We start from the raw sequence: 14353 nt of genomic DNA, 5'->3' as shown, positions 1-14353 counted from the left end.
AGATGAAACTCCACCAGGGCCTTTTTCGACGATGTTTGGAGACGTCAGTGACAAGCAAGCAGCTACGACCGGTCGCAATCGTCGGTGGCAACCGCATTCCTTTCGCGCGCTCCGACAAGAAGTACGCGCTGGCGTCCAACCAGGACATGCTCACCGCGACCATCGACGGGCTGGTCTCGCGATTCGGTCTGCAGGGCGAGCGCCTGGGCCTCGTCGCCGCCGGTGCCGTGCTCAAGCATTCACGCGATTTCAACCTCACCCGCGAGGTCGTACTCGGTAGCGCGTTGAGCCCGTACACCCCGGCCTTCGACATCCAGCAGGCCTGCGGCACCGGTCTTCAGTCGATCATCGCCGTCGGCGACGCCATCGCCTCGGGCCGTATCGATGCCGGTATCGGTGGCGGTGTCGACACCACGTCCGACGCCCCGATCGGCGTCAACGACGAACTGCGCGAGTTCCTGCTGTCGCTGAACAGGGCGAAGAGCACCACCGACCGCATCAAGCTCCTTGGAAACGTCCGCCCCGGGATGCTCGGCATCGAGATCCCGCGCAACGGCGAGCCGCGCACCGGCCTGTCGATGGGTGACCACGCCGCCATCACCGCCAAGGAATTCGGCGTTCGCCGCGAGGACCAGGACGAACTGGCCGCAGCGAGCCACAAGAACATGGCTGCGGCCTACGATCGCGGTTTCTTCGACGACCTGGTGACGCCGTTCCTCGGCCTGACTCGCGACGACAACCTGCGTCCGGGATCGACCGTCGAGAAGCTCGCGACGCTCAAGCCGGTCTTCGGAACCAAGCTGGGCGACGCCACCATGACGGCCGGTAACTCGACGCCGCTCACCGACGGTGCGTCGGCCGCTCTGTTGTCGAGCGACGAGTGGGCTGCCGAGCGCAACCTGCCGGTGCTGGCACATCTGGTCGATTCCGAGACCGCGGCAGTCGATTACGTGCACGGCAACGGCTCGTTCAAGGACGGTCTGCTGATGGCTCCGACCTACGCGATTCCGCGTCTGCTCGCTCGCAACGGCCTGACGTTGCAGGACTTCGACTACTACGAGATCCACGAGGCGTTCGCCTCCGTGGTGCTCGCAACTCTGCAGGCCTTCGAGAGTGACGAGTACTGCAAGGAGCGTCTGGGACTCGACGCGGCGCTCGGTTCCATCGATCGCAGCAAGCTCAACGTCAACGGCTCCTCGCTCGCCGCCGGTCACCCGTTCGCCGCCACCGGCGGCCGCATCGTGGCCTCGCTGGCGAAGATGCTGGCCGAGAAGGGCTCGGGCCGTGGCCTGATCTCGATCTGCGCGGCCGGTGGCCAGGGCGTCACCGCCATCATCGAGCGCTGACCACTGCAGCTTCGGCTGCTCACGATCCGGGGGACAGAGGGGTCGGCGGATCCGGTAATCGAGGGGTTTCCGGATCTGCCGACCACCACGTGAAAAAGGGGCACGCATACCTATGCGTGCCCCTTTTTTGTGTGCGATCAGCCCGGTATGCCGCTTTCCGGTGGCGTCGATTCCTCGCCGGTGTACTCCTCGACGGCCGAATCACCGATGTCGGTCTGCAGCACCGGAGTCAGGTACTCGGGTACGCCTTCGCGGATCTGGAAGACACTGGCTCCGGAGATTCCGAGGTGGCTTTCTTCCGAGTATCGGAACGGGGCCAACTGCGGTCCCTCGAAGTCCATTCCGCCGTCCCGAATGGCTGCGACGATGCCCTCACGGGTGGGGTTTTCGCCGGCGGCTTCGAGTGCTTGCACGAATGCGTATGCCTGGCTCAGACCGTAGATGCGGTAGTTGGTCAGTGGGTCACCGGTTCCGTTCTCGGCCCAGACCTTCTGCCACAGTTGGGTCCACGGATTCTCCGGCGAGTCGACGCCGGGGATGTACTCCAGTGAGATCATGCCTTCGAGCGACTGCGCGCCGTCGGTGACCGCACCCTGGGAGAACCGCCCGAGCAGGGAGCCGACGAGGTCGACGTCGGAACCGATCGAGCTGTAGAACCACTCGGGGTCGTAGTTGAGCCGCATGGCTGTCAGCTGGCTCAGGGCGGTATACGAGGGAACGTTGAAGCCGAGGATCAGATCTGCTCCGGCACCTTGCAGGGCCGCGATCTGAGGCGCGACGTCGGTGTTGCCCGAGGTGTATCGCACAACCTCGACGATCTGATCGTCGAGATACTGGCGCACCGCCTCTTCGCTGTCGCGACCGAGGTCGTCGTCCTGGAGGAACAGTCCGACCTTGGCGTCGGGCCGGTTCTTCGTCACCCAGTCACCGATGATCTTGCCCTCGACCTGGTAGTCGGGCTGCCAGCCGAAGGTGTTGGGGTACTTCTCGGGATCGTTGCCCCACATGATCGCGCCCGAGGATACGAAGAGATCGGGTACGCCCTCCTCGTTGAGGAAGTCGATGACCGCGCTGTGGGTCGCCGTGCCGAGTCCGCCGACGACGGCGAACACCTCGTCCTGCAGGACGAGTTCGTTGACGACCTGGGTGGTGGTCGTCGGATCGTAGGAGTCGTCGCGAACCACGTACTCGATCTGCCTGCCGTTGATGCCGCCCGCGGCATTGACGTAGTCGAAGTAGGCCTGTGCGCCCGTGGGGATTTCGCTGTATCCGGGCGCTGCTACCCCGGTCAACGGGAAGTGGGCACCGATCTTCACCGAGGTGTCGGTGATGCCGACCGTCGACCCTTCCGATGATTCCGTCGCCTCGTCTCGGCCACCTGCACCGCACGCTGCGGCCAACGAGACGACGGCGACGAGCGCGGTCGTTCTGAACGCCACCGATCCGAACTTTTTCATTTCATTCCTTTTCTGGTTGTCCGTAACTTGCGATACGTGCCCACCAAACCCAGTGGGGCGAACAGGATGACGAGGACGGTGAAGATTCCGGTCACCAGTGGTGCGAGTTCGGCGGATTGCAGACTGCTCAGCCCGAGATCGAGCCCGAGATTGGTGACCACCGGTGGGATGTACGTAAGCAGCAGGGCTCCGATCAAGGCCCCGGAGAGGGTTCCGAGCCCACCGATGACAACGGCGGAGAGCAGCGTCAGTGACAGGGTCAGCGTGAATCCGCTCGGTGCCGCGATTCGTGCCGACATCGCGAGAACCGCGCCGCCCGCGCCCGCGCAGGCCGCGCTGACAACGAATGCGAGGATGCGTGCACGCCCGAGGTCGATACCGGACAACTCGGCGGCAACTTCGTCGTCTCGAACGGCCCGCCAGCGACGTCCTATTCGACTCGACGAGACGTTCGCCAGCAGGAAGAACACGAGGACGAGCAGTATCCAGCTGACGTAGGCGACGAATTTGGTGCCACTGAGCTCGTTTCCGGTGACGAAGAACATCATGTCGTCGATCAGCTGCGGCACTTCCGGTGCCGGTACGACCAGTCCCTGTTCGCCGCCGAGGTAGTCCGAGAAGTACAGGGCCAGGCCAGGAACGGCGACCGCGAGCGCGAGCGTCGCACCGGCCAGGTACGGCCCGTGCAGTCGGGCGGCGGCAACACCGACCACGACGCCCACCACGGCCGAGATCACGGTGGCGGCGAGCAGCACGAGGGGTACCGACCACCCAGAATCATTGGCCCGCAACATCAGCGCCGCGGTGTACGCACCGACCGCCATGAACGCGCCGTGCCCGAGCGAGAGTTGGCCGCTCAGCCCGGTCAGCACCGTCAGTCCGCCGGCCGCGATGGCCAGGTAGGCGACCGAGGTGAGTTGGCTCTGACGAAAGGTGCTCAGCGACTCGAGCGCCAGCACGATGACAACGAGACCGATGACAGCGCAGAGGAAATGGCGTCGCACTGGGGTGGCGGCGAGGCGAGTGAGAGTTGCGTTCATGTCACACCCTCCTGGCCGCTGCGCTGGCGAACAACCCGCTCGGTCGCACCAGCAGGACGACGATCAGGATCACCAAGGCCGCGCTGGAAACCAGATCCTGGCCGAGGTAGCCACTGACGAAACTGAGCCCGATGCCCATCAACAGGCCGCCGACCACTGCACCCGCCGGACTGTCCAGGCCACCGAGAACCGCTGCGACGAAACCGAATACGACGATCGAGTCCATGTAGCCGGGATGCACCAGTGAGCCGCCCGCAATGAGCAGACCGGCCAGCGATCCGACCACTGCGGCCAGAGCCCAACCGAGGGTGAGCATTCGGCTCACCCGTACGCCGAGCAGTTTGGCGACTTCCTGCTCGAATGCGCTCGCCCGCATCTTCAATCCCAGGTCGGTGAATCGAAAGAGCAGGATCAGCAATCCCAGGACGACCAGGACGGCGACGATCTTGAAGATGTCGTACCCGGTCAACGCCACGTTCACGTCGCCGATCCGCTGGCCGGTGAGGCCGAACGGTGCTGGGAAGGAACGGAATTGGTTGCCGAAGACGATGGCGGCCACCGCATGGATGATGATGAACAGCCCGAGCGTGAGAATGACCGGGTTGATGTGCGACGAGCTGTCGACGAATCGGATGACGAGTCGCTCCGTCAAGGCTCCCAGCAGCAGGCCGCACAGGAGCGCGACTCCGAATCCGATCCAGTAGGAATAGCCGGCGTCGATGACGACCAGTGCCACGTACGTGGTGATCATGGCCATCGGGGCCTGGGCGAAGTTGACGATGCGTGTCGATCGCCAGATGAGTACGAGGGCCAGCGCGAACGCGGCATAGATCATGCCTGTCGTCACGCCGTTGATGAGGATGGTGAGCAGTTGTTGCACTGTGGCAGGCGTCCTTTCGGCTTGCTCTAGAACCCGAGATAGGCGTGTCGGAGGGCGTCGTCGCCGGCCAACGAGTCGGCGGGACCTTCGACCGCGACCTTGCCCAGATCCAGGACGACGGCGTGTTCGGCGATCGACAGCGCGCTGCGGGCGTTCTGTTCGACAAGCACGACGGTCATCGATTCGGAGTCGACGAGCGCACGCAGCGTCTCGAATATCTGCGCTGCGACTTTCGGTGCGAGCCCGAGGGACGGCTCGTCGAGCAGAAGAACCGACGGGGTCGCCATCAGTGCTCGACCGATCACGAGCATCTGCCGCTCGCCGCCGGACAGGGTGTGTGCGGAGGACGCCCGACGACCGGTCAGGGGCGGAAACATGTCGTAGATCCGGTCGAGGCTGACAGCGTCGTGACTTCGGTTGCGGCCCAGAGCGCCGAGCCGAAGATTCTCGTCGACGGTCAGTTCGGCTATCACCCCTCGACCTTCCGGAACGTGCGCGAGTCCTTTGCGAGACAGGCGATCCGGTGCAACACCGACGATGTCGGCTCCAGCGAGTTCGATCCGTCCCGACACCGGTTTCAGCAGTCCCGAGATCGTGCGAAGCAAGGTCGTCTTTCCTGCTCCGTTCGCGCCGAGAACGGCAGTGATCGCCCCGGCCGTGACGGTCATCGACACCGAATCGAGGGCGGTGACGGGTCCGTATCGAACGGTCAGGTCGGTGACGGTCAGGTGCGCAGCGTCAGTCTTCATGAGCCACGTCGTTTCCGAGATACGCCGCGAGCACGGCGGGATCCTCGCGAATCTGATCGGGCGTTCCCTGGGCGATGACCTTGCCGAAGTCCAGTACGTAGATCCGGTCGCACACACTCATGACGAGGTCCATGTGGTGCTCGACGAGCATGACCGACGTCGCCGGCCTCTCCGGTTCAGACTCGGTGGAATGTGCTGCGAGAGAGCGAATCTCGTCACCGAGTTCGCTCATCTCGTCACTGGACAGTCCCGATGCGGGTTCGTCGAGCAGGAGCAGTGTCGGTTCGCTGACCAGAGCGCGTGCCAGCGCGACGCGTTTGCGCACCGCATACGGCAGGCTCGGCGGCAAGCGGTGGGCGTAGTCGTCGATTCGTAGTCGCTGCAGAGTGGCCATCGCGGTGGCGCGTACCGCCGCATCGTCGGTGGCACTCGACGGTAGGCCGAGGAGACCGGCGAGGATGCCGGTACGAGCCGTGCGGTCGGCTCCGACCATGACGTTGTCCAGAACGGTCATCCGGTCGAACAGTCCGAGTCCCTGCAGCGTCCGGCTCATACCGAGGCGGGGCAGGTCGTGCGGACGTAGGCGGGTCAACGTTTCGCCGTGTCGGCCGAGCGTTCCCGAGCGGGGACGGACGAGCCCGCAGGCAACGTTGAACAACGTCGTCTTGCCTGCCCCATTGGGTCCGATGACGCCGAGGACTTCGCCGGGTCGCACGTCGATGCTGACTCCGGAGAGCGCGACGATACCGCCGAACGCCACCTCGACGTCCGTCATGCTGAGAACCGGATCCATCGTGTCGAGAGAGTTCAAGTGATGCACCTCACAATCTGTTGCGTTCACTATGGTGCGTCCCGCACAACGGGCGATATGGGCGCTGCGCACAGAATGTTTGGGTCCCAGGGCACCAGTACCGGTCAAATCACCCTGGGATGTGGGCTCAATGCGCAAAACTGTGCTGGTGGGTGCTCCCGACGGTCGACGTGTATCGACGCGGTCGGCTGCCCGCGGAGCAGTGACGGACTCCGATCAGGAGAAGATTCGAAACGCATGGGCGGCTCTGACGCCGCGTGCGGATTCGATCGCCGACTCGATCACGCTGGCGTTGATCGAGCAGGAGCCGGCGTACCTGGCCAGTTCCACTCCGGACATCGCAGGCGAGATTCGCCGCAGCACCCGCGAGCACATCAATCAAGGTCTGCGCACGCTGTCGGGGTTGTCCACCGCAGGCGACAACGCGCGCGAGGTGTGGCGTCGCACCGGCCGGGAGCGCGCACGCCAAGGGATTCCGATGGAGCTGGTACTCAAGGCGTACACCCTCGGTAGCCGGACGCTGTGGGAGGAGCTGATGCTCGAGCGCGAGCAGCGTCGCACCAGCATCGACGAACATCTGCTGCTGGTCGCGGGTCGCCAGTTGTGGCGTGCGCTCGACAGTCAATACGAGACTCTGGTCGAGGCGTACCGGCAGGAAAGCGCCCGAATGCAACAGCGCGACCTCGCCAACGTTCTGGTGATTCTCGACGGCCTTCGATCGGGGCGTGGCGGTGATCCGGCGTTCGTCATCGAAGCACGTGCCACCCTTGGCCTTTCGGCATCGCAGCAGATCGCGTGTGTGGTCGGTCCGCTCGACGATCAGGGGTCACCTCCGCTCCCGGCACCCGAGGACGCGTTGGACCAAATAGGCGCGGTCTCGCATTGGAACACCAGGGACGGCCACCAGTTCGCGCTCGTCGCACTCGGAACCGGATCGTGGAACTCCGTCGTCGACGCCCTCGCTGCTCGGGCCGTCGGGCCTGTCGGGGTCGCGCATTCGCCGGAGGGCGTGTCGTCGTTCGCGGCGGCGTATCGCCTGGCAGCGTTGACGGCCGAGACCATCACCGAGGACAGCGGCGTGGCATTGGCCACGGATCGACTGCCGCGCGTGATCATGGCGGCCGACGATCAGTCCTCGGAACTGTTGGTGCGCCACGCGCTGGGCAATTTGTGGACGCACCCCGAACCGCATCGAGAAACGCTGCTCGACACTCTGGCCCACATGCTCGCGTCCGACGGTTCGCCCACCAATGCCGCCAAGGCGCTGTACTGCCACCGAAACACCGTGATCTACCGGGTCCATCGAATCGAGGAGTTGACCGGCCACGATCTGACCGATCCACGAGATCGGCTGCTGCTCACTCTCGCGCTGGTCAGGACGGGTCATTGGGCTCGGGCCGTCGGGCAAGGGGATAGTTCGACGCCTCGGTCGTCATTCAACCGAATGAATTGACGAGACAATTTTCGAGTCGGTGTAACGAAGGACCGGGGTCCGCTTATATTCCCAGTGGCTCCGCACTGCTGCCTGACCCCCGACCCGGCAGCAGCGCGGAGCCTTTCTCGTTACCGGTGACGACGGTCTCCGAATGAGCGCCACCGTTCGGTTTGCGTAAGCTCGTGCGCGGGGTACGCCACGCAGAAGGGCGGATCGACAACCAACGGTGGTCCTGGAAGGGTCGAACGTGAGCGAGGGCAAGAGTAGGTCGGGTGACGCGCCCGAGGGTGCCGAACCGAAACCCGACGTACCGCCGTACGACGCTCCCACCGAGGTCTTCGGGGCACTCCGCGACGGGGCCGACGGCTCGAAGCAGGCACCCGAGGCGGAGCAATCGTCCGAGGTGCAGGCCGAGTCCGAGGTGGGTGCCGAGTCCGAGGTGGAAGCCGAGGCCGAGCAGCCTTCCGGCGCGGGAAACGATGTCGACGAGCCCGGGTCGGTCGAGGCCGGGTCGGTCGATGGAGATTCGGTCGCTGCAGATTCGGTCGCGGCAGATCCGGTCGTCGACGATGCCGAGGCCACCGAAGCCCACGCAGCTGCAGTCGACTCGGGGGACGCCGAGACGGATCCGCGCACGGACCAGCAGCCGCTGCCCGCAGCCGACGAATCGCCTACCGTCGCGCAGCCTGTAGTTCCTGTTGACACCGATGCTCCTACTGAGACAGATGTTTCTCCCCGACCCGAGTCGCCGGTCCAAGCCCCCGTGGTTCCGCCGGAGGACGACTCGCAGCCCAGCGATGGGTCCGGATTCGTGCCGCCGTGGCGGAAGATCGCCATCGGAACCGGTGCGGTGGTTGCCGTTCTGGCCCTGTTGTACGCGGCGGATTGGATCACCTCGAGCGACCGCGTGCCCCGCGGCGTGACCGTCGCCGGAATCGAGGTGGGCGGTAAGAGCCACTCCGACGCCGAAGCGCTTCTGCGCTCCGAGTTGGGTGCGCGTGCCGAGCAGCCCGTACTGGTCGACGTCGGCGATCGACAGGTCGAGGTACTCCCCGCCGCTGCCGGTCTCGGTGTGGATTGGAATGCGACGCTCGACCGTGCGGGGTCGCAGCCGATCAACCCGATCACTCGGCTGACGTCGTTGTTCGGCAGCCGCGAGATCGGTGTCGTCTCGACCACGGACGAGCAGGCACTCACCGCTGCCGTGGACGGACTGCGCGCCGAGACCGATCGCGCGCCCGTCGAAGGCGACGTCGTGTTCGACGGCAGCACCCCGATCGCCGTCGCACCATTGTCCGGCCGCGAACTGGACGCCGACGGGACACGCCGAAACTTGCAGACCGAATGGGCCTCGGGCACAACGGAAGTGGTCTACGAGTCCACGCCCGTCACGGTCACGCAGGACGCGGTGGATCGCGCCTTCGCCGACATCGCCGTTCCCGCGGTCGAGGCACCGGTGATCGTCTCCGGGCGGCAGGACGTCGATGCGACTCTGACGACGGATCGAGTGGGCGAGGTTCTGCGTTTCGACCCGGACGGCCAGGGCGGGTTGACGCCGATCTACGACACCGACGTGGCCACCGGCATTCTCGCGCCGCAACTGGTGCGCACCGAAGTGCCGCCGAAGGACGCGTCGTTCACTTTCTCCGGCGGTGCGCCGACCGTCGTCCCCGGTGAAATGGGGGAGTTGGTGGAGTGGCGCAAGACTCTCGAGCAACTACCCGCGCTGCTGTCTGCGGACGGGCCCCGCACCACCGAGGCGATCTACGAACCGGCTCCGCCCGCTCTCACCACCGAGGACGCGCAGAATCTCGGTGTGCGAGAAGTGATTGCCGAATACACGACCGGTGGGTTCGAGTACGCGTCGGGCGTCAATATCGGGCTCACGGCGGACATCGTCAACGGTGCGCTCGTGAAGCCGAAGGAAACGTTCTCGCTCAACGGATACACCGGCCCGCGAGGTACTGCGCAGGGCTTCGTGGAGTCCGGGATCATCGACAACGGCCGACCCGATCGTGCCGTCGGCGGCGGCATCAGCCAGTTCGCGACCACGCTGTACAACGCGTCGTACTTCGCAGGCATGGAAGACACCGACCACACCGAGCACAGTTACTACATCAGCCGGTACCCCGAGGCGCGTGAAGCGACGGTCTTCGAAGGTGCCATCGACCTGAAGTTCACCAACCCGAACGACACCGGCGTGGTGATCCAGTCGTTCGCCGATTCGTCCAGTGTCACCGTCCGACTGTGGGGAACGAAGACGGTCGACGTCGAATCGATCACCGGTTCGCGCACCAATTTCACGTCACCGAACACCGTGACGCTGCCCGCCGGTGACGGCTGCGTCGCGTCCGGTGGAGGCCAAGGATTCACCGCCAGCGATACCAGGGTGGTCAGCGACGCCGCGTCGGGCCGGGAAATTTCGCGGAACACCAGGACGGTGAAGTACGACCCGATTCCTATCGTGAGGTGCGTCGAGCCCGATCGCCCGGATCCCGCTCCGGACCGCGCGGCAGATCCGGACCCGGCTCCGGAGCCGGGCGACGACGAGTGACGCTCGCACGCGCGAGGGTGGCGTTCCGATCACGTCGATTCGGACTGTGGCGTCGCCGCCCGATCGGGTGTTTGCTTGCAGTAAGTGTCCGCTCGGCAGAACTGTGCCCACGCGGGGTGCACCACGAGATCGAAAGGGAGCTTCGTCCATGACGCTCACACGTACCGTCCTCGATCAGCAGTCGCTTCGTGAGGCATACGCGCAGTTCCCGAGCGGAGTCGTCGCGATCGCCGCGAAGATGGATGGCGTTCTGGTCGGCCTGGCCGCCAGCAGCTTCGTATCGGTGTCCATCGATCCGCCACTCGTCGCGGTGTGCATTCAGAACACGTCGACGACCTGGCCGAAACTCGAATTGGCACCCAGCATCGGTGTCAGCGTTCTCGGCGAGGCGCACAACGACGCCGTCCGTACGCTGGCGGCCAAAACGGGCGACCGTTTCGCCGGCCTCGATCTCACCGTCACCGATGGGGGAGCAGCCTTCATCGTCGGGGCCACTGCGTGGTTGGACACCACCATCGAGCAGCAAATCCCCGCGGGTGACCACGCGATAGTGCTGCTGCGCATACATTCGCTGGACGTGCAGAGTGAAGTGAATCCAATCGTGTTCCACGGCAGCAAGTTCCGCAAACTTCAGCAATAGCGGCTGCTCGACTTCGCTTCGCCGGTTCGGCCCCTTTCGGCTCCTGCTCGGCCCTGTCCTGCCCTGCTCGGCTCCAGTTCGGCCCCCTGCTCGGCTCCTGCCCGTGCGGCTCCCTGCTCGGCTCTGCCCGGCCCCAGGATTTCGCAAACGCGCGCGCGTTTGCTGAACGCGCGCGAAATAGTTGGCGAATCCGCGCAATTCTGACAAATGCGCGCGCGTTTGCGAGATCGAAACCAGAACCAGTCCGGACAACTGGTACGTCCGTACCTGTATTCATCCACAGGCCTCGATTAGTGCACAGACGGCCGCTTCTGGGCTCGAACCGGCCGGCGTATGGCCGAGACTCGAAGGATGAAAGACGACCGAATGGTGCGACGCACGGAGGCGTTGGCAAATGGGTTCGCGGATCACGAGTTGCGTGCCCTGTACGAGCGAGGGGGATGGGTGCGGCTGGTCAACGGCGTCTATGTTCCGTCGTCGAGGTTGGCCGAGTTGTCGGAGCACGAGCGGCACCGGCTTCTCATCGATGCGATACTGCCGACCATCTCCGGGGACCACGTCGTCAGTCATCGTTCGGCCGCCCTGCTGCATGGGTTACCTTTGCCGAGAGGAGGATTCGACAAAGTTCACGTCACTCGCAATCGCCACGGCGGAGGTCGGAAGAACTCGGCAATCATCGTCCACTGTGCGCCATCGGGACCGAGGGTGATGCTCGACGGTATCGCGGTGACATCGTTGGCGCGGACGGTGGTCGATCTCGGCCGTACCGAGACGACGTTGTCGGCGGTGATCGCCGGTGATGCAGCCCTGAAAAGTTGTGACCCAGACGAGATCGACGCCGAGCTGCGCGGCGCTCGAGGATGGAAGGGGGTGGCTCGAGCGCGACGGGCTGTCCGACTGATGGACGGCCGTAGCGACAATCCGGGCGAGTCCCAAAGCCGAATCATGCTGCGCGAGGCCGGTTTCGACCCAGAGCCCCAAGTGGAGATCTACGACGACGACGGGAACTTCGTGGCACGCATCGACTGGCTGATCAACGGCATCGTCGTCGCCGAATTCGATGGCAAGCTCAAGTACACCGGTTATCTGCAGCCGAACGAGAGTCCCGGCGACGTGGTGTTCAAGGAAAAGCTGCGGGAGGACGAGATACGCGAACTCGGCTATCCAGTGGTGCGCTGGACGTGGGCGGATCTGGCCCGTCCGGAGGAGTTGACGGCGAGGATATCCCGCGCGTTAGAGCGGGCTGCGGCCCTCCCGATGCCGCGAGGGAGTGTGCGGAGTACGTCCTGCAGGCCGCAAACGCGCGCGCATTTGCCGAACGCGAGCGAAATTGCTTGAGAATCCGCGCAATTCTGACAAACGCGCGCGCGTTTGCGGCGACCCGGGGCCAGCAACGCCGCACCTCCAACAAATGCGCGCGCGTTTGCGGCGACCCCGGGCTCGCAACGCCGCACCTCCAACAAATGCGCGCGCGTTTGCGGCAACCCCGGGGCCGGCAACCCACACCCGACACACAAACAACAACGGCCGCACTCGAAAACGAGTGCGGCCGTTGAAATGTCAGGGAATCAGAATGCTGCTTCGTCCAGTTCCATGATGTCGTTGTCGATGTTGGTGAGGATTGCTCGCGTTGCGGTGAGCTGCGGGAGGATGTTCTTGGCGAAGAACGATGCGACGGCGATCTTGCCCTCGTAGAACGCCTTCTCCTTACCCTCTGCGCCGTTGTCGAGTGCAGTGATGGCGATTTCGGACTGACGCAGCAGCAACCAGCCAATGAGCAGGTCGCCGAAGCCCATGAGGAAGCGCACCGATGCCAGGCCGACCTTGTACAGCTCGGTGGGCTGGTCCTGTGCGCCCATGAGGTGCTGGGTCATCGAGGTGACGATGGCCTGCACGTCTTCGAGTGCGGTGGCGAGCAGTGCACGCTCGGCCTTGAGGCGTCCGTTTCCTGCTTCGCTGTCGATGAACGACTTGATCTGTCCGGCAACGTGAGCCAGCGCTACGCCGCGGTCGCGGGCGATCTTGCGGAAGAAGAAGTCCTGCGCCTGGATGGCGGTGGTGCCTTCGTACAGCGAGTCGATCTTGGCGTCGCGGATGTACTGCTCGACGGGGTAGTCCTGCAGGAAGCCGGAGCCGCCGAAGGTCTGCAGCGATTCGGCCAGCACCTGGTAGGCGATCTCCGATCCGACGCCCTTGACGATGGGCAGCAGCAGATCGTTGACGCGGTAGGCGATGTCTTCGTCGGCGTCCGAGACCTGCTTGGCGGTGATCGGGTCCTGGTGTGCGGCGGTGTAGAGGTACACCGCGCGCAGGCCCTCGGAGTACGCCTTCTGCATCATCAGGCTGCGACGCACGTCGGGGTGGTGCGTGATGGTGACACGCGGTGCAGTCTTGTCGGTCATCTGCGTCAGGTCTGCGCCCTGGACGCGCTCCTTGGCGTACTCGAGTGCGTTGAGGTAGCCGGTGGAGAGTGTGCCGATTGCCTTGGTGCCGACCATCATTCGTGCGTGCTCGATGACGTCGAACATCTGCGCGATGCCCTTGTGGACCTCGCCGACGAGCCAGCCCTTGGCGGGAACGCCGTGGCCACCGAAGGTGAGTTCACAGGTGGCGGAGGCCTTGAGGCCCATCTTGTGCTCGACGCCGGTGACGAATGCGCCGTTGCGCTCGCCCAATTCGCCCTTCTCGAAGTCGAAGAGGACGGACGGTACGAAGAACAGGCTCAGACCCTTGGTGCCCGGTCCGGCACCTTCGGGGCGGGCGAGTACGAGGTGGAAGATGTTCTCGAACAGGTCGTCGGAGACGGCCGAGGTGATGAAGCGCTTGACGCCCTCGATGTGCCAGGAGCCGTCGTCCTGCTTGATCGCCTTGGTGCGACCTGCGCCGACGTCGGATCCGGCGTCGGGCTCGGTGAGGACCATCGTGGCACCCCAGCTGCGTTCGACGGCGACCTTGGCCCATTCCTTCTGCTCGTCGGTTCCGTTGTGGAACAGGATGTTCGCGAAGCCGGGGCCGGCGGAGTACATGAACGCTGCGGGCTGCGAGCCGAGGAGCATCTCGTTGATGCCCCACAGGAGGTTGCGCGGGGCAGGCATGCCGCCGATTTCCTCGTCGAGGCCGACGCGCCACCACTCACCGTCGGCAAGGGCCTTGTAGGACTTCTTGAAGGATTCGGGAAGCTTCAGGCTGTGGGTCTCGGGATCGAAGACCGGGGGGTTGCGGTCGGCGTCCGCGAAGGACTCGGCCAGCGGGCCCTCGGCCAGGCGCACTACCTCGCGCAGCATGTCACGGGCTACTTCACCGTCCATGTCGCCGAAGTTGTCGCCCTCGAGTGTCTCGTCGAGTCCGAACATCTCGAAGAGGTTGAATTCGAGGTCCCGGAGGTTGCTCTTGTAATGGCCCATTGCTCGTTCGCTCTCCAGTCGGTGGTGCGGTCTCGTG

The 14353-nt window shown here is 64.7% G+C and carries 11 protein-coding genes; 5 read left to right on the top strand and 6 right to left on the bottom strand.

Annotated features, from left to right (window positions below):
• Positions 1-2 precede the first annotated feature (2 nt).
• A complete protein-coding gene (locus MTX34_RS08940) occupies positions 3-1346 on the top strand; it encodes an acetyl-CoA C-acetyltransferase (RefSeq protein WP_121871259.1) in 1344 nt (447 codons plus the stop codon).
• A 137-nt stretch (positions 1347-1483) separates the two neighbouring features.
• Here the strand turns inward: MTX34_RS08940 and MTX34_RS08935 are convergent, their stop codons facing one another.
• The 5 genes from MTX34_RS08935 to MTX34_RS08915 are packed head-to-tail and all read right to left on the bottom strand — an operon-like array spanning position 1484 to position 6283.
• The gene (locus MTX34_RS08935; RefSeq protein ID WP_243609152.1) at positions 1484-2803 is read right to left on the bottom strand and encodes an ABC transporter substrate-binding protein; all 1320 of its coding nucleotides are present in this window, start codon (positions 2801-2803) and stop codon (positions 1484-1486) included.
• Positions 2800-3843, bottom strand: a complete 1044-nt coding sequence (locus tag MTX34_RS08930) for a branched-chain amino acid ABC transporter permease (protein WP_243609151.1) — start codon at positions 3841-3843, stop codon at positions 2800-2802. The genes MTX34_RS08935 and MTX34_RS08930 overlap by 4 nt, the downstream gene beginning before the upstream one ends.
• A gap of 1 nt (position 3844) precedes the next feature.
• Positions 3845-4723 carry a branched-chain amino acid ABC transporter permease gene (locus MTX34_RS08925; RefSeq protein WP_243595204.1) on the bottom strand — a complete coding sequence of 293 codons (879 nt, stop codon included), beginning with the start codon at positions 4721-4723 and terminating at the stop codon, positions 3845-3847.
• 26 nt (positions 4724-4749) lie between these two features.
• Entirely contained in the window at positions 4750-5472 is a 723-nt protein-coding gene (locus tag MTX34_RS08920; protein WP_243595203.1) for an ABC transporter ATP-binding protein, read from the bottom strand.
• Positions 5462-6283, bottom strand: a complete 822-nt coding sequence (locus tag MTX34_RS08915) for an ABC transporter ATP-binding protein (protein ID WP_243609150.1) — start codon at positions 6281-6283, stop codon at positions 5462-5464. Before MTX34_RS08915 ends, MTX34_RS08920 begins: the two co-directional genes overlap by 11 nt.
• A 130-nt stretch (positions 6284-6413) precedes the next feature.
• Here MTX34_RS08915 and MTX34_RS08910 point away from each other — a divergent pair, with 130 nt between their 5' ends.
• The 4 genes from MTX34_RS08910 to MTX34_RS08895 all read left to right on the top strand — a co-directional run bounded on the left by MTX34_RS08910 (position 6414) and on the right by MTX34_RS08895 (position 12250).
• The gene (locus tag MTX34_RS08910) at positions 6414-7736 is read left to right on the top strand and encodes a CdaR family transcriptional regulator (RefSeq protein WP_243609149.1); all 1323 of its coding nucleotides are present in this window, start codon (positions 6414-6416) and stop codon (positions 7734-7736) included.
• Between the two features lie 229 nt (positions 7737-7965).
• The gene (locus MTX34_RS08905) at positions 7966-10272 is read left to right on the top strand and encodes a VanW family protein (protein WP_243609148.1); all 2307 of its coding nucleotides are present in this window, start codon (positions 7966-7968) and stop codon (positions 10270-10272) included.
• A 148-nt stretch (positions 10273-10420) separates the two neighbouring features.
• Positions 10421-10912: a flavin reductase family protein gene (locus MTX34_RS08900; protein WP_243609147.1), complete on the top strand. Its 492-nt coding sequence runs from the start codon at positions 10421-10423 to the stop codon at positions 10910-10912.
• Between the two features lie 351 nt (positions 10913-11263).
• Positions 11264-12250 (top strand): hypothetical protein, encoded by a 987-nt coding sequence (locus MTX34_RS08895; protein WP_243609146.1) that lies wholly within the window; start codon positions 11264-11266, stop codon positions 12248-12250.
• 230 nt (positions 12251-12480) lie between these two features.
• Here MTX34_RS08895 and MTX34_RS08890 read toward each other — a convergent pair whose 3' ends face one another.
• Entirely contained in the window at positions 12481-14316 is a 1836-nt protein-coding gene (locus MTX34_RS08890; RefSeq protein ID WP_243595197.1) for an acyl-CoA dehydrogenase, read from the bottom strand.
• Between the last annotated feature and the right edge of the window lie 37 nt (positions 14317-14353).

This window comes from Rhodococcus sp. ARC_M5 (assembly GCF_022810405.1).
Classification (GTDB): Bacteria; Actinomycetota; Actinomycetes; order Mycobacteriales; family Mycobacteriaceae; genus Rhodococcoides; species Rhodococcoides navarretei.
The sequence above is the reverse complement of the archived record's forward strand: the minus strand, read 5'-3'. Positions and strand labels throughout refer to the sequence as shown.

Excerpts from the sequence above, each read along its gene's own strand:
- MTX34_RS08890 (WP_243595197.1), bottom strand. The coding sequence starts at position 14,316 with ATGGGCCATTACAAGAGCAACCTCCGGGACCTCGAATTCAACCTCTTC.
- MTX34_RS08935 (WP_243609152.1), bottom strand. The coding sequence starts at position 2,803 with ATGAAAAAGTTCGGATCGGTGGCGTTCAGAACGACCGCGCTCGTCGCC.
- MTX34_RS08920 (WP_243595203.1), bottom strand. The coding sequence starts at position 5,472 with ATGAAGACTGACGCTGCGCACCTGACCGTCACCGACCTGACCGTTCGA.
- MTX34_RS08940 (WP_121871259.1), top strand. The coding sequence starts at position 3 with ATGAAACTCCACCAGGGCCTTTTTCGACGATGTTTGGAGACGTCAGTG.
- MTX34_RS08910 (WP_243609149.1), top strand. The coding sequence starts at position 6,414 with ATGCGCAAAACTGTGCTGGTGGGTGCTCCCGACGGTCGACGTGTATCG.
- MTX34_RS08895 (WP_243609146.1), top strand. The coding sequence starts at position 11,264 with ATGAAAGACGACCGAATGGTGCGACGCACGGAGGCGTTGGCAAATGGG.
- MTX34_RS08930 (WP_243609151.1), bottom strand. The coding sequence starts at position 3,843 with ATGAACGCAACTCTCACTCGCCTCGCCGCCACCCCAGTGCGACGCCAT.
- MTX34_RS08900 (WP_243609147.1), top strand. The coding sequence starts at position 10,421 with ATGACGCTCACACGTACCGTCCTCGATCAGCAGTCGCTTCGTGAGGCA.